The organism is Variovorax xiamenensis, assembly GCF_050916385.1.
Taxonomy (GTDB): domain Bacteria; phylum Pseudomonadota; class Gammaproteobacteria; order Burkholderiales; family Burkholderiaceae_C; genus Variovorax.
The window spans coordinates 1,555,515-1,571,212 of record NZ_CP139038.1; the positions used below are offsets into that span (position 1 = coordinate 1,555,515).

Below are 15,698 nucleotides of genomic sequence, written 5' to 3' on the forward strand. Positions count from 1 at the left end.
GCAGGTCAGTCCAGCGAAAGAAACACCCGCCCGCCCTCGATCTTCACGGGATAGGAGCGGATCGCCTCCGTCACCGGCGCGCAGGTGGGCGCGCCATTGCGCACGTCGAACCTGCCCTGGTGCAGCGGGCACTCGATCTCGTGCCCCTCCAGGAAGCCTTCGCACAGCCGGGCATGCCCGTGCGTGCAGATGTTGTCGGTGGCGTAGACATTGCCTTCGACGCTGTAGAGCGCGACTTCATTGCCGGCCACGACGATGCCGATCACGTCGTCCGCCGGTACGTCGTCGAGCGCGGCGGCGTCGGTCCATTGCAGGTCACTCATGGCGGGCCTCAGATCGGGTAGATGATGGAGTTCGGGATCATTTCGCTGTCGTAGATGACCTGGCGCGAAGCGAACTTCAGGCCCTCTTCGGTGCGTACGACCACGTCGATGTAGCGGCCCACGCTGAAGACGCTCGAGAGCTCGGAGAGCTTGGTGCGGAACACGGCGTAGTTGGCCTCCGACTCGATGCGCCCCGGCTCGGCCTTCAGCACGACCGGTGCGCCCACCACATGGCGCTGGTAGTACGGGTCGTGGAAGAGGGTCTCGCGGATGCCGTACACGCGGTCCTTCAGCATGCCCTTGCTCTCGAAGGAGAGCGTGGCGAGCGGAAAGCCGCGGTCGTGGTTCTCGCGCGGCTGCAGCCGGTAGGTGCAGTCTTCCGTGAAGAACTCGGGCCAGAGTTCCCATTGGCTGGAGCTCACGGCCTGGGCGTAGCGGGCGTAGAGCTGCGAAAGCTCGAAGTAGTCCTGGAAGTCCATCTCAAGCCTCCATCACCTTGCGCCAGTACTCGTACATGCCCCGGATCAGCGTCTCGGTGACCATGTGGTCGGTGTCGCCGACTTCGCGGCCGCCGAGTTCGGCGAGCGTGCGATGGAACGGCTTCTGCTCGAAGCCCTTCTGCGAAAGCTCGATCACCTCGCCGTCATCGGCCGAGACGAAGCCCGCGGGGCCGAAGAGGTTGGCCTGGCGCAGGCGGCGCTGCGTCATCTCTTCGGTGTCGTCCTCGAATCCGAAATGCGTCCACACGAAGTCGAAGGCGCCGGGGCCGGCGGGCTGTATGTGCCGCGTGGAGACGCTGTTGACCTGCTGCTGCAGGATCACGCTCGGAAAGAGCGTCATCATCACCGCCGTCGGGCCGCCCCACCAGGGCTCGGGCACGATGTCGAGGAAGCGGGGGTCGTTGAGCTGCATGCTTTCCTTGAAGCTCGACACCTGGGTCACCTGGTCGGCCTTGCCGCTCGCGCCGCGCGTGGAGATCATGGCGGCGTGCCGGTGGTGGCGGTCCATCTTCAGCTCCGACTTGTTGTCCGCGCGCCAGAGCCCGAAGGTCACGAACCAGGTGTGCAGCAGGCCGGGGTGGTATGGGTCCTTGATGTTCTCCTGCATGAGCTTCCAGTTGCCCGGAATGCGCTGGCGGTTGTAGCCGAGGATGGTGAGCTTGCGGCCATTGAAGAGCCGGTCGAAGTAGCCCAGGATCTCCGGCCCCATGAAGTCTTCGAGCGACTCGATGTCGGGATCGAAGGCCGCGAAGACCACGCCTCCGCGCCGTGCCACCTTCAGCTTGTTGAGCCCATGCTCGGCGGGCTTGAAGTCGGCCGGCATGCCGCCGTTGACCTTGCCGTCCTGCTTCACGCCGCGGCGGAAGGGCACGCCCTGCAGGTCGCCCGTGAGCGTGTAGTTCCACTGGTGATAGGGGCAGGTGAAGCCGCCGTCCTTGCGGTTGCCGTGCCGCTCGCGGCAGAACTGCATGCCGCGATGGGCGCACACGTTCTCGACCACGCTGATGGAGTCTTCCGCGTCGCGAACCATGATCACCGAGCGTTCGCCCACCACCGTGCGCTTGAAGTCGCCGACAGCCGGGATCTCGGCCTCGAGGCCGACGTAGCTCCAGTGACTGCGGTAGAAGAAGCGCTCCAGCTCCTGGCGGTGCAGGTCGGCCTCGGTGTAGGCCATGAAGGGAATGCGGCTGGTGCCCTGGCTTTCCCAGTGGATCTTCTGGGGGAAGACTGCCGATGCGGTGTCGTCCATGTTGGTGTCTCCTTTGCCGCCGCGCGGAATGGCGGCGTTCGTCTCTCGTGGGTGCGTCGATGATCCCCATTCGGGCGCCATCGCTCAATAGAATGTGATCAATAGTTCATATTGATTTCAAGAATGTGAGACGACGCGCATGGAGCTGAAGGACATCGATCTCAACCTCCTAGTCGTCTTCCAGCAGCTGCTCGTCGACCGCAGGGTTTCCAAGGTGGCGAGCAGCCTCGGCCTTTCGCAGCCGGGCGTGAGCAACGCACTGGCGCGGCTGCGCAAGCTCACCGACGATCCGCTCTTCCTGCGCACGCCCAACGGCATGGAGCCCACGCCCTATGCGGAGCAGCTCGCGGAGCCTACGGCGCGTGCGCTGCAGGTCATCCATGCGGCGATCAACCAGAAGGCGTCGTTCGACCCGGCCACCTCGAAGCGCGCCTTCACCGTCGGCATGACGGACATCGGCGAGATCTACTTCCTGCCCAGGCTGATGAAGGAGATCGCGCGCGTCGCGCCCAACGTGTCGCTCAGCACCGTGCGCAACACGGCGGTGAACCTGCGGGATGAAATGGAAGCAGGCCACGTGAGCCTCGCGATCGGCCTGCTGCCGCAGCTGAAGGCGGGGTACTTCCAGCGCAGGCTCTTCAGGCAGCACTACGTGTGCATGTTCAGGCGCGGCCATCCGCTGGACAGCCGCAAGAAGGTCTCGCTCGAAGACTTCTCCGCCGCCGACCATGTCGTGGTGGTCTCGGACGGAACGGGGCACGGCAAGGCCGACGAATTCCTCGATCGCAAGAAGATCACGCGCAAGGTGGTGCTGACCGTGCCGCACTACGTGGCCGTGGGGCACATCCTGCACGACTCCGACCTCGTCGCGACCGTGCCCGAGAGACTCGCGCAGGCACTGGCGGGGCCGTTCGACCTGTCGTACGTGCGCCATCCGGCGAAGCTGCCGGAGATCGCGATCAACCTGTTCTGGCATGGCCGCTTCCACAAGGACCCCGCGATCGCGTGGCTGCGCTCGCTGATCATCGGGCTCTACGGCGAGGGCGGCCCGGGCTAGCGGGGCTGGCCGGCTACTGCCGGGGAATCAGCGGCGACGAAGGCACCACCGGCGGCGGCCGTTGCGGATAGACCGAGGTGCCGAACGTGTTGCCCATGCGATGGCCGGTGGCCGCGCGGTTGAAGAGGCCCAGTTCGTTGGAAGGCCGCTGCACGATCGCCTCCGATGCAAGACCCGGCTGCACCGCGTCCGGCGTGCGCGCGGTTGCAGGAGGACGCAGCTTCTCCGTCAGGCAGTCGTAGGAGGGCGTGCGCTCGCCGTTGACGGTCACCTCCACGCAGGGTCGGGCTTGGGTGGCAGTCGCATCGGTCTCCTGCGCGGATGCGCTGAGACAGCATCCGAGCAGGAGCACGACGGCGATGCCCGGAAGACGAAAAGCCATGCGTGTATCTCCTGCTTCCAATTCATTGCTCGCGGCGAGCCACGCAGTCTAGGCATCGCACAAGTCGATGGGAAGACCCGTTCTCGGGAACACGGCTTTCATCCTGCGGAGGTCCTTCTTCTTAAGCGCGAAGAAACGGCCGGATCGTTCGTGGTGCCGATTTCTTGATGAAGTTTTTGTGACAAACCGACAGTCGCCGCGCATGCCGTGCGTCTAGGAAAGGTACGCCGCAGCGACACGAGGGCTCTCTGTTCATGAGCGCGCTGTCTTGTGCGCTTCACCCATGAGAACAGAGCTGCAAATGCAAGAAACGAAGAAGAAAGGCCGACAGAAACGCCACAGCCGCAGTACCGCGTGGCTGGCGGTGTTCGCGATGACTGCGCAGGGAGCGGCCTTCGCGCAGGCATCCGGAGCCGCGCCTCAACCCGCACCCGCGGCCGCGACTCCGGCGGCGGAAGCAGCCGAGCCCGTGCGCAAGGTCGACATCAGCGAATACATCGTGCGCGGCAACACCGTGCTCGACGCGCGCGCCATCGAGAAGGCCGTCACGCCGTTCCTCGGTCCGGACCGCACGCTGAAGGACGTGGAAGGCGCGCGCGATGCGCTGCTCGCGGCCTACCAGGCGGCGGGCTATCAATCGGTGTATGTCGACCTGCCCGAACAGCAGGTCACGCAGGGCGTGGTGTTCCTGCGGGTCAACGAGACCCGCGTGGGCCGCGTGCGCGTGGTGGGTGCCGAGTACAACTCGCCGCTCGAGGTGCGCGACCAGGTGCCCGCGCTGAAGGAGGGCGGCGTGCCCAACTTCAACCAGGCGCAGACCGAACTCGCCGCTCTCAACCGCGGACCGAAGCGGCAGGTGATGCCGCTGGTGCGCCAGGGCGCGATGCCGGGCACCATGGACGTCGACCTCAAGGTCGAGGACTCCAGCCCCTGGCGCGCGAGCGCCAGCCTCAACAACGACTACAGCGCCGACACGCGCAAGCTGCGCGCCAGTTTCTCGCTGGGCCACGACAACCTCTGGCAGCTGGGCCACAGCGCCTCCATCAGCTTCTTCGGCGCGCCGCAGGACCTGAACCAGACGAAGGTGATCTCGGCCACCTACGCGATGCCGGTGCGCGGCACCAACTGGAGCCTCGAGGCCAACGCCTTCTCGTCCGACAGCAACGTGGCCACCGTGGGCGGCACCGACGTGCTCGGCAAGGGCCACTCCATCGGCGTGAAGGCGACCTACACCGTGCCCAACGCTGGCGACTGGTGGCATGCCTTCAGCATCGGCATCGACTTCAAGAACAACAAGGAAGCGCTGACGCTCAAGGGCAGCGGCGACACGGTGCCGCTCAAGTACGCGCCGATCACGCTCTCCTACTCGGGCTTCCGCCAGTCGGAAAAGAGCCAGTACGGCGTCGGCGTCTCGCTGGTGGTGGGCACGAGCAGTTCGTTCAAGTACGGCAGCGACTGGGCCGCCTTCGACTACAAGCGCTACAAGTCCTCGCCCAGCTTCATGGTGCTGAAGACCGACCTCAACGGCACCCACACCTTCGACGGCGGCTCGCAGCTCGCCTTCCGCTTCAACGGCCAGATGACCGATTCGCCGCTGGTGTCCAGCGAGCAGATCGCAGGCGGCGGCATGAACTCGGTGCGCGGGTATCTCTCGGCCGAGGCGACCGGCGACTACGGCGTCGTGGGCTCGGTCGAGCTGCGCAGCAAGCCGCTCACCTTCCTTGGCAGCGCGGTCGAGAGCTGGCGCGTGTATGCCTTCGCCGACGCGGCGCGGCTGCGCCTGAAGAACCCGCTGCCCGAGCAGGAAGACCGCTTCTCGCTGTATTCGGTCGGCGTGGGCACCACTTTCAAGTTCGGCCAGTACTTCGCGGGGCGCGTCGACATCGGCTATCCGCTCACCGACGGTCCGCGCACGAAGAAGCACGACACGCGCGTGAATTTCAGCCTCACCGCGAATTACTGATCCACGCCGCACCCATTTCTTTTCACGAGTTTCCGGAGAACCCTGTCATGCGACGCATCCTTTTCATCGCGCTCACGCTGGCGAGCACGCTCTTGCCGGGCCTGGCCCATGCCTGGTGGCAGGCCGAGTGGGCCTATCGCAAGCCCATCACCATCGACGCCGGTCCGCAGGCCGGCGCCATCGGCAGCGATGCCGGCCGCATGCCGGTGCTGGTGCGCCTGCACACGGGCAACTTCAAGTTCGAGGGCGTGAGCGAGACGGGCGCCGACCTGCGCTTCGTCGCCGCGGACGACAAGACCGTGCTCAACCACCAGATCGAGCAGTTCGATCCGCTGCTGGGCATGGCGCTGGTCTGGGTCGACGTGCCCAACGTCTCCGCCGGCACGCCGCAGAAGCTGTGGATGTACTACGGCAACCCCAAGGCCCCGGCCTCGGGCAACGGCCAGCGCACCTTCGATCCCGACTACACGCTGGTCTATCACTTCGCCGAAGGCGCAGTGCCGCCGCGCGACACCACCGCCTACGGCAACAACGGCCAGACCGCGGCCGTGCCGGTGGAAGGCACGGTCATCGGCAAGGGCGCGCAGCTCGGCGCCGCCGCGCTGATGCTGCCCGCCACGCCCTCGCTCGCGGTGCAGGCCGGCGGCGCGCTCACTTTCTCGGCATGGATCAGGCCCGATCAGCTCGGCGCGCGCCAGGCTGTCTACACGCGCCGCGACGCGGCCGGCGAACTGGTGGTGGGCATCGACCAGGGCGTACCCTTCGTGCAGGTCAACGGCCAGCGCAGCGCGCCGGGCCAGCCGGTGCAGGCGGGCCAGTGGTCGCACATCGCGGTGAAGGCCGAAGGCGAGAGCGTGGCGCTCTTCGTGGGCGGCCGCCGCGCCGCGTCGGTGGCGGCGAAGCTGCCGGCGCTGAACACGGCGGCGGCGCTCGGTGCCGACGCGCCGGCCATCGCATCCGGCGCACAGAGTGCACAAGCCACCGGCTTTGCGCCCTTCACCGGCGCCATCGACGAAGTGCGCCTGTCGAAGGTGGCGCGCGCCGACGCGCTGCTGCTGGCCGACGCCGTCTCGCAGGGCGCCGAGTCGCGCCTCACCGCATTCGGTGCCGACGAGCAGCAGGCCGGCAAGAGCCACTTCGGCTTCATCCTCGCCGCGATGCCGCTGGACGCCTGGGTGGTCGTGGGCGTGCTGGGGCTGATGATGGTGCTGTCGTGGGCCATCATGATCGGCAAGGGCCGCAGCTACGGCGCCACCGAGCGCGCCAACGACATCTTCATCGAGCACTTCCGCGAGGCCGCGGGCGCGCCGCTCGACCGGCTGGCGGTGAACAACACCGTGCCGCAGGATGTGCGCGCCGACTCCTCGCTGTGGCGCCTGTACGAAGTGGCCATCGACGAGATGCGCCGCCGCCATGACCGCGGCTACGACCTGAACGCGGTTTCCAGCGCCACCATCGGCGCCATCCGCGCCGCGATGGACGGCGTGATGGTGCGTGAGACCGAGCGCATGTCCAAGCGCATGAACTGGCTGTCGACCACCATCGAGGGCGCGCCCTACGTGGGCCTCTTCGGCACGGTGATCGGCATCATGCTGGTGTTCGTCGTGGCGGCCATGGCCGGCGCGGTGGACATCAACTCGGTGGCCCCCGGCATGGCGGCCGCGCTGCTGTGCACGGCGGCCGGCCTGGGCGTCGCGATCCCGGCGCTGTTCGGCTACAACTGGCTCGCCTCGCGCTCCGACGCCATCGGCGCCGACATGGCGGTGTTCGTGGACGAGTTCGTCACTCGCCTTGCCGAAGAGCAGGGCGAAGGCCGCGCCGTGGCGCAGGTCGTGGCCTTGCGCGCTTGAGGGAGCCGAGACGCCATGGCAAACCCCGCAGCCAGGTTCGGCGCGCGCAAGCGCACGGGCGGCATCAACATCACGCCCTTCGTGGACGTGCTGCTGGTGGTGCTGGTGATCTTCATCCTCACCAGCAACGCCAGCATTCCGGGCATCAAGGTCGACCTGCCCAAGGCCAGCGCTTCCGTGGCGCTGGAAAAGCCCAAGACCAAGGCCATCACCATCGACAACGCGGGCAACGTGTTCCTCGATGCCTATCCGGTCACGCTGCCGGAGCTCGAGGAGCGCCTGCGCACCGAGAAGGCGCTGTCGCCCGACTTTCCCGTGATCGTGCGCGGCGACGCCAGCGTGCAGTACGCGAAGGTGGTCGACGTGCTCGACCTGCTGCGCCGCATCGAGCTGAACCAGATCGGCCTCGTGACCGGCAAGCAGAAGTGAGGGCCGCAGCGTGAACCCTCGCAACCCGACTTCCGCCGCCGGCGCGCGTCGCACGGACGGGCAGGCTGGGCTGTGGCGCCGCTGGGGTGGCTGGGTCATCGGCCTGGGGCTCGCTGTCGCGCTCGTGGCGCTGGTGTGGCATCTGCTGAGCGACACCGCGAGCACGAAGCGCGTGGTGGCCGACGCACCGATGCTGATGCTGCCGCCTCCACCGCCGCCGCCTCCACCGCCGGAGCCCGAGAAGCTGCCCGAGCCGGAGCCGGAAAAGATCAAGCCGGTGGCCGAGCCCGAGCCCAAGCCCGTCGAGCCGCTGGAGCCGCCCAAGGACGACACGCCGCCCAGCCCCTCGAAGGACCTCGGCGACCCCGTGACCATGGACAGCGCCGCGCAGGCCGGCAACGACGCCTTCGGCATCCAGGCCGGCAGCGGCGGCGGCATGAGCGGCACCGGCGCGGGCGGCGGCCTCGGCAGCGGCTCGTATGCGCGCTACGTGTCGAGCCTGCTGCAGCAGGCGCTGTCGCGCGATGCGCGCACGCGCCAGCTGGTGTTCGACGACATCCAGATCGACCTGTGGCTCGGCGCCGACGGCTCGACCACGCGGGCGCAGCTGGTGCGCGGCACCGGCACGCCCGACATCGACGAGGCGGTGCTCGCGCTGATCCGCGGCCTGGACCGCGTCGACGAGAAGCCGCCCGCGTCGCTGCGATTCCCGATGCGCGTGTCCATGAGGGGGCGCCGGCCATGAGCGCCGCGACGAGCGCCCCGACTCCTGTCCCATTCAATCCTGCGAACAAAGCGATGAACCAACTTCAACGACACATCCCGATCCTGCGCCGGTGCGCGCTCGCGGCGGCCGTGGCCTCCGTGTTCGCCCTGTCGGCAGGCCATGCTTCGGCACAGGCCGCGGCAGCAGCACCTTCCGAAACCGCCATGGTCAAGCTCATCCGCGGCCTGATCCAGAGCGGCACGCTCGCCAAGGACGTGGGCGAGGCCCTGCTCGCGCAGGCCCAGACCGAGGCCCTGGCCGCGCAGCAGGCGCAGCAGCGCCTGGCGGCGGCCTCCACCGCCGCGTCGGCCAGCGTGGCCGGCGGCGTGCGGCTCGAGGCGGGCGACGTGCGCGTGCCCTACATCTCGCAGACCGTGCGCGACCAGATCCGCGACGAGGTCAAGGCGCAGGTCATGGCGCAGGCGAAGGACGAGGGCTGGGCCGCGCCCAACGAGACGCCCGAGTGGAGCAAGCGCATCCGCGTGGAAGGCGACGTGCGCGTGCGCAACGAGTCGCGCGGCTACGCGGGCAACAACAGCAACATCGAGACCAACTGGAGCGAGTTCAACAAGGGTTCTGGCTACGACATCAACCAGAACACCAACCTCGCGCTGCCGCCGCTGCTGAACACCCGCCAGGACCGCCGCAACCTGTTCCGCGCCCGCGCGCGGCTGGGCGTGTTCGCCGACCTCAGCGAGAACACCAAGGCCGGCGTGCGCCTGGCCTCGGGCAGCGACGACAGCCCGGTCTCGACCACCCAGACGCTGGGCGGCGGCCTCGGCAAGAAGAGCGTGTGGCTCGACCAGATGTGGATCTCGCACAAGCCGGTGGATTGGCTCACGGTGACGGCGGGCCGCTTCGGCAACCCGTTCATGTCGACCGACATGCTGTTCTCGAACGACCTGAACTTCGACGGCATCGCCGCGCAGTTCGAGAAGAAGCTGGCCTCCAACCGCGACCTGACGCTCTTCGGCACGCTGGGCCTGATTCCGCTCGAGTACAACTCCGACAACTCGCCCGGCCGCAGCCAGAACAAGATGAAGAGCGAGAACAAGTGGCTGCTCGGCGCGCAGGCCGGCGCCGAGTGGAAGATCGACGAGGACAACCGCCTGCGCGGGGCATTGGCCTACTACAACTTCCGCAACATCACGGGCCAGATTTCGCAGCCCTGCGCGCTGTATGCGGGCGACGACGGCTGCAACACCGACTGGTCGCGCCCGGCCTTCATGCAGAAGGGCAACACGCTCATGCTGCTGCGCGACATCAAGCTCGACCCGCTCAACCCGGCCGGCACGCCGCAGCCGCAGTACGTGGGCCTGGCCTCGAAGTTCCGCCTGATCGACCTGAACCTGCGCTGGGACACGCAGCTCGCGGGCAACAACCTGCGGCTGGACGCCAACTACGTGCGCAACACCGCCTACAGCGCCACCGACATCTGGAACCGCGCGGGCGTGCGCAGCATGATCGTCAACAACTTCGGCGCCACCGGCGGCACCACCAAGGCCGACTTCAAGAGCGGCGGCAACGCCTACATGCTGCAGGCCACCTACGGCAAGCCGGCGCCGGCCAACCGCGGCGACTGGAACGTGCTGGCGGGCTACAAGCGCATCGAGCCCGACGCCATGCCCGACGGCTACAACGACTCGACCTTCCACGGCGGCGGCACCAACGCGCGCGGCTACTTCCTGGGCGGCTCGTACGCGATCGACAAGAACATGTGGTTCACCGGCCGCTGGATCTCGACCAAGGAGGTCTACGGGCCGCCGCAGTCGATCGACACGCTGCAGCTCGAATTCAATGCGCGCTTCTGATGCGCGTGCCTGACCGGAAGAACGAAGAGAAGGAGCACGCCGTGTCCAGAAAAATCTTCCCGGCGCTGCTGCTGGCCTCGCTGGCCGCCATGGCCGGAACCACCCACGCGCAGCAGCCACCGGGCGGCCAGAGCATGGAGGAGCGGCTGCGCGCGCAGCTGCGCGCGACCACCACGCAGCTGCAGCAGGTGCAGAACGAGCTCGCCGCGCTGAAGGCCGGGCAGCAGCAGCCGGCGATGGCGCAAGCCGCGCCCGCGAAGCCCGAGCTCGACGTGCTGAAGAAGGAGCTCTCGCAGACCCAGGCGCAGCTCGCCGCCGAGCGCCAGGCACGCGAGGCAGCCAGCGCCGGCAGCCAGCAGTTGCGCCAGCAGGCGCAGGCGGCATCCGACAAGGCCACCGCGCAGGTCGCGCAATACCGCAACGCCTACGACGAGCTGCTGAAGATGGCGCGCACCTCGGAAGCCGAGCGCCAGCGGCTTGCGACCGAAGCCGCCACGCACCGCACCGCGATCACGCAGTGCGAGGCCAAGAACGCGCAGCTCTACGCAGTGGGGCAGGAGATCCTGGGCGCCTACGAGACGATGGACGTGGGCACCGTGCTCGCCTCGCGCCAGCCCTTCGCGGCGCAGAGCCGCGTCAAGTACGAGCAGATCGCGCAGCAGTACGGCGACAGGCTGTACGAGAGCAAGTTCGACGTGCGCGCCGTTGCGGCACCCGCACCCGCTGCCGCCGCCAGTGCACCGGCGGCCGGGGACAAGGAGCGCAGGCAATGAGGAGGCGCCTCAAGTCGTCGTCGGCAGCACTGGTGCTGCTTGCTTCCTCGGTCGGCATCGCAGGCGCGCAGGCTCCTGCGCCCGCCCCCGTCGTGGCACGCCTTGGAGAAATCACCGTGGGTCAGGACGAAGTCGAGAAGCTGCTGCAGGCCTTGCCCGAGGGCGAGCGTGCCGCCGTGAAGGCCGACCGCGCGACGCTCGACGGCTGGCTGCGCGACCGCCTGCTGGGCGAGGCGGTGCTGCGCGACGCCCGCGCCAAGGGCTGGAGCGAGCGGCCCGAGGTCAAGGCGCAGGTCGATGCCGCCGCGCGCGAGATCGCCGCGCGCATCGTGAGCACGAGCTACCTGGAGTCGGTGAGCCGCGTGCCGGCGGACTATCCGCCGGACGCCGACATGCAGGCCGCCTACGAACAGGGCAAGGCCAACTTCAACCTGCCCGCCGCGTACCGCGTGGCGCAGATCTTCCTGGCCACGCCCGACCGCGACGCGGCCGCCATCGCCAGGGTGCGCGACGAGGCCGGCAGGCTGGCCCGCCAGGCGCGCACCGGCGACTTCGCGGCCGTCGCGCGCGCCAGCTCGCAGGACAGGCGCAGCGCGGAGCGCGGGGGCGAAGTCGACACGCTGCCGCTCGCGCGCATCGTGCCGGAGCTGCGCGACACCGTCGCACGGCTGAAGCCGGGGCAGGTCAGCGATCCGGTGCAGGCCGAGGCGGGCTTTCACGTCGTGAAGCTGCTCGAAGTGCGGCCCGGGCGCAGCGCCACCTTCGAGGAGATGAAGCCGAGGCTGCGCACCGCGTTGCGCCAGCAGCGGCAGCAGCAGCTCCTGCAGGCCTACCTCGCGCAGATCGCGCCGGGTACGACGCTGAGCATCGACGGTGCTGCGCTCGACGCGGCGCTGAAGAAGACCAACTGAGCGCCTGCGCGCGCCCGAACGAATCCATTCACCACAAAAGCAAGCAGGGGTCACCCATGAACCAAACAGCGAACAACAACAACGAAACCGCGGACAGTGCGATGGCACCGGGCGCCGATCTGCTGGACGCCGTCACGCCCGAACAGGTGTCCGACGCCATCAAGGCGGCCGGCGGCGCCGTGACCGCCATCGAGCAGGACGGCGTGGTGCGCCTGCACAGCGCGAGCCACGGCATCGGGTTCCAGGTGCTGTGGGGCAACCCCGTCACCACCACCCAGTACACCGACTTCACCCTGAGCTGCCCGCTGCACGTGCAGGGCGGCACCCTGCCCGATGCCGTGCTGGCCTCGTGGCACCGCACCAAGCGTTTTGCGCGCGTGGCCCAGCACGGCGACTTCGTCGTGCTCGAGATGGACGTGGTGGTCGCGGGCGGCGTGAGCCCGGCGTACCTCGTGTTCGCCGTGCGGCTGTGGATGCAGATGATGGGCGAGTTCTTCCTGCACCTGCGCAACTACGGCCCTGCCGGGGCCGCGCGCGGCGATGCGGCGAATGCCGCCGCCACCGCAGGCGCGCAGGATCCGGCGGCCGCCTGAGCATGGCCGGCACGCAGCAGCGGCAACAGCAGCGAAGCGGCGCGATGCCGGCAGGCACCGCGCGGAATCCGCCGTCCGACCTGCACGATTCGCCGACGGCCCGCGCCATCCGCGCGACGGCCCGCCAGGCGCAACGCACGCATCGTGCCGAGACCGTGCGCGTGCGCCAGCGCGCGGCGCTGCTCGCGCTGCTGGCGAAGACCATGGCCGAGCTGCACATCTCGATGGCCGAGCTCAATGCCGCGCGCCGCGCGCTGTCGCGCTGGAAATCGCCGCAGGAGCCCGACGACTCCTGAGCGCGGAGCCTGCCGCGGCGAGCGAACTCCCGAGAATTTTCAATCGGACTGACACGCACCGCTGCCACGATGAACGGGTTCACCGCCTTCGATGTTTCCTGTTCCTGGAGTGAAAGATGGCCGCACGTTCAACCCCTTGTCGCGCAGGTCGTCGTTCCCTGGTGCAGCGCGGCTTCACCCTCATCGAACTGATGGTCGTGCTCGTCATCATCGGCGTGCTCGCCGCGCTCATCGTGCCCAGCCTGATGGACCGCCCCGACCAGGCACGCGCCACCGCGGCCCGGCAGGACGTGGCCGCGATCATGCAGGCGCTGAAGCTCTACCGCCTCGACAACGGCGCCTACCCGGCCTCCACGCAAGGCCTGCGCGCGCTGGTCGAGAAGCCCGCCACCGGCAAGGTGCCCGCCAACTGGCGCACCTACCTCGAGCGCCTGCCGGCCGACCCGTGGGGCAATCCCTACCAGTACCTCAACCCCGGAACCAACGGCGAGATCGACGTGTTCTCCATGGGCGCCGACGGCGAGCCCGGTGGAGAGAAGGCCAACGCCGACATAGGCTCCTGGTAGAGCCGGGTGGCTGGCGTGGCGATGGGCATCGGAGCAGGCAACGGCCGCCGGGCGCGGCAGTGCGGCATGGCGGTGGTCAGCGCGCTGCTGATCGTCGCGGTGATCGCGCTGCTGGCCGCGAGCCTGCTGGGGCGACAGTCGGCGTTCATCCGGACCACGCAGGGAGACCAGCTGCGCGTGCAGGCCCGCTGGCTGCTGCGAGGGGAAATCGGCGAGGCCCAGCGCGTGCTGCGCGCGGACGCACTGCGCGAGCCCACCACGCGGCTCGACGGGCTGTGGACGCAGCCGTTCTCGCGCGCCGCCTCGGGCCAGGTGGCCGGCGACGGCGGCCGCCTCGTCAGCGAAATCGCCGACGAACAGGGCAAGTTCAACCTGCGCAATCTCGTGGACCAGTCGGGCGTGGACCCCGACGAGGCGGAAGTGTTCGGCAGGCTCTGCGCCACGGTGGGCGTGCCGCGGGCGCAGGCCGGCGCCATCATGCGGCGCGTGGTCGTCAGCCTGGGCGATGCGCAGCAGCCGGGGACAGGCGCTGTGTCCGACGAAGTTCGCGCACGGGCCGTCCGGCTGGCCGAGAGCCTGGGCTTGCCGCAGGAGCTGCCGCGCAACGCGCAGGCGCCCCGCCTGCGTGCGCTGGAAGACCTGCTGGCCGTGCCCGGCGTCGATGCGGCGACGATCGCGAAGCTCGCACCCTTCGTGACCGTGCTGCCCGAGCGAACCTGGATCAACGCGAACACCGCGCGCGCCGAACTCGTGGCCGCCGGCGTGCCCGGGCTCTCGCTCGACCGCGCGCGGGCGTTGCTCTCCACGCGCGACCACGGCCAGTGGTTCGTCAACAACGGCGACTTCGCCAATCGACTGAAGATGCCCGGACTCGATTCGGCCAACGTGCGAATGGGCGTCACCAGCAACTGGTTTCGCGTGGCGAGCGTGCTGGACACCGCGCGCACGCAGTTCGTTCAGGTGGCGCTGCTCCATGACGACAAGGCGGCCCTGCCGCGCGTGGTCTGGCTGAGGGAGGGCGTGTGAAGGCCGAGGTGCTGCGCCTTCAGCTGCCTCCGTGGCCGGGCGGCGAGAGCGAGGCTTCGCAGGCCGAAGTGCGCTGCGGCTGGCGCGAGCCCGGCGGCGACTGGCATGACGGCGGCGCGCGCATGCTCGATGCCGTGGCCCGCGACTTCCAGCCGAAACGGCTGGAGGTGTGCCTGCATCCCGCCGATGCGCCGATGGCCGCCTTCGCATTGCCGCCGCTGTCCGGCAGGCGCCTGCGCGCAGCCGTGCAGGGCGCCATCGAACCCTGCGCCTTGCAGCCGCTGGACGCGTTGGTGACGGGCTTCGGTCCACGCGGTGCCGATGGCAGCGTGCCCGCCGCATGGACCGGGCGCGCCGTGATGAATGGCTGGATGGGCGTGCTGCGCCGGCACGGCCTCCCGGTGCGCGAGCTGCGGCTGCCCGTCGCCTTCCTGCCGAACCCCGGGCAGGGGTGGACCGCATGCCTGATCGATGGATGGATCGCCGTTCGCACCGGCCCCGATCAGGGCTTCATGCAATGGCTGCCCGAAGGCACCGATCCCACGGCGGGCCTCGTGGCGCATGCGGGTGGCGCGGCCGCTCTTCCGGCCGTGCAGTGGGCCGGCGACGACGATGCCCTGGTACGCTGGTCGGGCGAGGGCTGGAACTGGTCGCTGCAGGCGGACGACCTGGCCGATGGCCATGCGAGCGCCGGCCTGGCACTGGCCAAGCCGATTGCAGGCTGGGCCGTTCTCGCCATCGCGGTGTGGCTCACGGGGTTGAATGTCTATGCGGCCCGGCTCGCGACGCAGGGCCAGGCGCTGAAGCGGCAGATGGCCGCGCGGGTCAAGGCCGCGTTTCCCGACGTGCCGGTGGTCGTCAATCCATTGCAGCAGACGCGCCAGCAGCTGGAGGCGCGCGCGGCGGGCGCGCCGCAGGGTGCTGCGGTCGGCGGCGATTACGCGGGGCTTTCGCGCGCGGCCGTGAACCTGCTGGCGCAGACGCCGGCGGGGCAGATACAGGCGCTGCGCTACACGGCGGGAGAGCTGCGCATCCAGTGGCGCGAAGGCGCTGCTCCCAATGCGCAGGCACGGCAGGCGCTGCAGGCCCAGGGCAAGGAGCAGGGCCTCGCCGTCGCGGACGACGCGGGCGTGCTGCGGGTAACGACGGCTCCTGCTTCCGAACCGGCGAAGGACGCGCAGTGATTTCTTCCGAGCGCCTTCG

The 15,698-nt window shown here is 69.0% G+C and carries 17 protein-coding genes; 13 read left to right on the forward strand and 4 right to left on the reverse strand.

Annotated elements, in window-relative coordinates; translation table 11 throughout:
* Positions 1–5: 5 nt before the first annotated feature.
* From SFB74_RS06680 to SFB74_RS06690, 3 genes are read right to left on the reverse strand one after another with little or no spacing between them, the layout of a single operon-like run.
* Positions 6–323: a non-heme iron oxygenase ferredoxin subunit gene (locus tag SFB74_RS06680; RefSeq protein WP_432729987.1), complete on the reverse strand. Its 318-nt coding sequence runs from the start codon at positions 321–323 to the stop codon at positions 6–8.
* Positions 324–331: 8 nt separating this feature from the next.
* Positions 332–802: an aromatic-ring-hydroxylating dioxygenase subunit beta gene (locus tag SFB74_RS06685; RefSeq protein ID WP_432729988.1), complete on the reverse strand. Its 471-nt coding sequence runs from the start codon at positions 800–802 to the stop codon at positions 332–334.
* A gap of 1 nt (position 803) precedes the next feature.
* Positions 804–2,072, reverse strand: a complete 1,269-nt coding sequence (locus SFB74_RS06690) for an aromatic ring-hydroxylating dioxygenase subunit alpha (protein WP_432729989.1) — start codon at positions 2,070–2,072, stop codon at positions 804–806.
* Between the two features lie 139 nt (positions 2,073–2,211).
* On the opposite strand from SFB74_RS06690, the gene SFB74_RS06695 reads away from it, so the two are divergent.
* Positions 2,212–3,129 (forward strand): LysR family transcriptional regulator, encoded by a 918-nt coding sequence (locus tag SFB74_RS06695; RefSeq protein ID WP_432729990.1) that lies wholly within the window; start codon positions 2,212–2,214, stop codon positions 3,127–3,129.
* A gap of 13 nt (positions 3,130–3,142) precedes the next feature.
* Here the strand turns inward: SFB74_RS06695 and SFB74_RS06700 are convergent, their stop codons facing one another.
* A complete protein-coding gene (locus SFB74_RS06700) occupies positions 3,143–3,511 on the reverse strand; it encodes a hypothetical protein (protein ID WP_432729991.1) in 369 nt (122 codons plus the stop codon).
* A 301-nt stretch (positions 3,512–3,812) separates the two neighbouring features.
* On the opposite strand from SFB74_RS06700, the gene SFB74_RS06705 reads away from it, so the two are divergent.
* The 12 genes from SFB74_RS06705 to gspL all read left to right on the forward strand — a co-directional run bounded on the left by SFB74_RS06705 (position 3,813) and on the right by gspL (position 15,679).
* A complete protein-coding gene (locus SFB74_RS06705; RefSeq protein WP_432729992.1) occupies positions 3,813–5,474 on the forward strand; it encodes a ShlB/FhaC/HecB family hemolysin secretion/activation protein in 1,662 nt (553 codons plus the stop codon).
* 47 nt (positions 5,475–5,521) lie between these two features.
* Positions 5,522–7,324, forward strand: coding sequence for a DUF2341 domain-containing protein (locus SFB74_RS06710; protein ID WP_432729993.1), 1,803 nt, complete (start codon positions 5,522–5,524; stop codon positions 7,322–7,324).
* A gap of 15 nt (positions 7,325–7,339) precedes the next feature.
* Positions 7,340–7,753, forward strand: a complete 414-nt coding sequence (locus tag SFB74_RS06715; protein ID WP_125947447.1) for an ExbD/TolR family protein — start codon at positions 7,340–7,342, stop codon at positions 7,751–7,753.
* A 10-nt stretch (positions 7,754–7,763) separates the two neighbouring features.
* Positions 7,764–8,498 carry an energy transducer TonB family protein gene (locus tag SFB74_RS06720; RefSeq protein WP_432729994.1) on the forward strand — a complete coding sequence of 245 codons (735 nt, stop codon included), beginning with the start codon at positions 7,764–7,766 and terminating at the stop codon, positions 8,496–8,498.
* A 53-nt stretch (positions 8,499–8,551) separates the two neighbouring features.
* Positions 8,552–10,330: a putative porin gene (locus SFB74_RS06725; RefSeq protein ID WP_432729995.1), complete on the forward strand. Its 1,779-nt coding sequence runs from the start codon at positions 8,552–8,554 to the stop codon at positions 10,328–10,330.
* Between the two features lie 41 nt (positions 10,331–10,371).
* The gene (locus SFB74_RS06730; protein WP_432729996.1) at positions 10,372–11,103 is read left to right on the forward strand and encodes a hypothetical protein; all 732 of its coding nucleotides are present in this window, start codon (positions 10,372–10,374) and stop codon (positions 11,101–11,103) included.
* On the forward strand, positions 11,100–12,014 hold the full coding sequence (locus tag SFB74_RS06735) for a peptidylprolyl isomerase (protein WP_432729997.1): 915 nt from the start codon (positions 11,100–11,102) through the stop codon (positions 12,012–12,014). Before SFB74_RS06730 ends, SFB74_RS06735 begins: the two co-directional genes overlap by 4 nt.
* 56 nt (positions 12,015–12,070) lie before the next feature.
* Complete coding sequence (locus SFB74_RS06740; protein ID WP_126469997.1) at positions 12,071–12,607, forward strand: YbjN domain-containing protein; 537 nt, start codon at positions 12,071–12,073, stop codon at positions 12,605–12,607.
* 2 nt (positions 12,608–12,609) lie between these two features.
* A complete protein-coding gene (locus SFB74_RS06745; protein ID WP_432729998.1) occupies positions 12,610–12,903 on the forward strand; it encodes a hypothetical protein in 294 nt (97 codons plus the stop codon).
* 116 nt (positions 12,904–13,019) lie between these two features.
* Entirely contained in the window at positions 13,020–13,469 is a 450-nt protein-coding gene (gene gspG / locus SFB74_RS06750) for a type II secretion system major pseudopilin GspG (protein ID WP_432729999.1), read from the forward strand.
* Positions 13,470–13,490: 21 nt separating this feature from the next.
* Positions 13,491–14,495: a type II secretion system minor pseudopilin GspK gene (gene gspK / locus SFB74_RS06755; RefSeq protein WP_432730000.1), complete on the forward strand. Its 1,005-nt coding sequence runs from the start codon at positions 13,491–13,493 to the stop codon at positions 14,493–14,495.
* The gene (gspL, locus tag SFB74_RS06760; protein WP_432730001.1) at positions 14,492–15,679 is read left to right on the forward strand and encodes a type II secretion system protein GspL; all 1,188 of its coding nucleotides are present in this window, start codon (positions 14,492–14,494) and stop codon (positions 15,677–15,679) included. The genes gspK and gspL overlap by 4 nt, the downstream gene beginning before the upstream one ends.
* Positions 15,680–15,698 lie beyond the last annotated feature (19 nt).

Excerpts from the sequence above, each read along its gene's own strand:
- SFB74_RS06680 (WP_432729987.1), bottom strand. The coding sequence starts at position 323 with ATGAGTGACCTGCAATGGACCGACGCCGCCGCGCTCGACGACGTACCG.
- SFB74_RS06685 (WP_432729988.1), bottom strand. The coding sequence starts at position 802 with ATGGACTTCCAGGACTACTTCGAGCTTTCGCAGCTCTACGCCCGCTAC.
- SFB74_RS06690 (WP_432729989.1), bottom strand. The coding sequence starts at position 2,072 with ATGGACGACACCGCATCGGCAGTCTTCCCCCAGAAGATCCACTGGGAA.
- SFB74_RS06695 (WP_432729990.1), top strand. The coding sequence starts at position 2,212 with ATGGAGCTGAAGGACATCGATCTCAACCTCCTAGTCGTCTTCCAGCAG.
- SFB74_RS06700 (WP_432729991.1), bottom strand. The coding sequence starts at position 3,511 with ATGGCTTTTCGTCTTCCGGGCATCGCCGTCGTGCTCCTGCTCGGATGC.
- SFB74_RS06705 (WP_432729992.1), top strand. The coding sequence starts at position 3,813 with ATGCAAGAAACGAAGAAGAAAGGCCGACAGAAACGCCACAGCCGCAGT.
- SFB74_RS06710 (WP_432729993.1), top strand. The coding sequence starts at position 5,522 with ATGCGACGCATCCTTTTCATCGCGCTCACGCTGGCGAGCACGCTCTTG.
- SFB74_RS06715 (WP_125947447.1), top strand. The coding sequence starts at position 7,340 with ATGGCAAACCCCGCAGCCAGGTTCGGCGCGCGCAAGCGCACGGGCGGC.
- SFB74_RS06725 (WP_432729995.1), top strand. The coding sequence starts at position 8,552 with ATGAACCAACTTCAACGACACATCCCGATCCTGCGCCGGTGCGCGCTC.
- SFB74_RS06735 (WP_432729997.1), top strand. The coding sequence starts at position 11,100 with ATGAGGAGGCGCCTCAAGTCGTCGTCGGCAGCACTGGTGCTGCTTGCT.
- SFB74_RS06740 (WP_126469997.1), top strand. The coding sequence starts at position 12,071 with ATGAACCAAACAGCGAACAACAACAACGAAACCGCGGACAGTGCGATG.
- SFB74_RS06745 (WP_432729998.1), top strand. The coding sequence starts at position 12,610 with ATGGCCGGCACGCAGCAGCGGCAACAGCAGCGAAGCGGCGCGATGCCG.
- gspG (WP_432729999.1), top strand. The coding sequence starts at position 13,020 with ATGGCCGCACGTTCAACCCCTTGTCGCGCAGGTCGTCGTTCCCTGGTG.
- gspK (WP_432730000.1), top strand. The coding sequence starts at position 13,491 with ATGGGCATCGGAGCAGGCAACGGCCGCCGGGCGCGGCAGTGCGGCATG.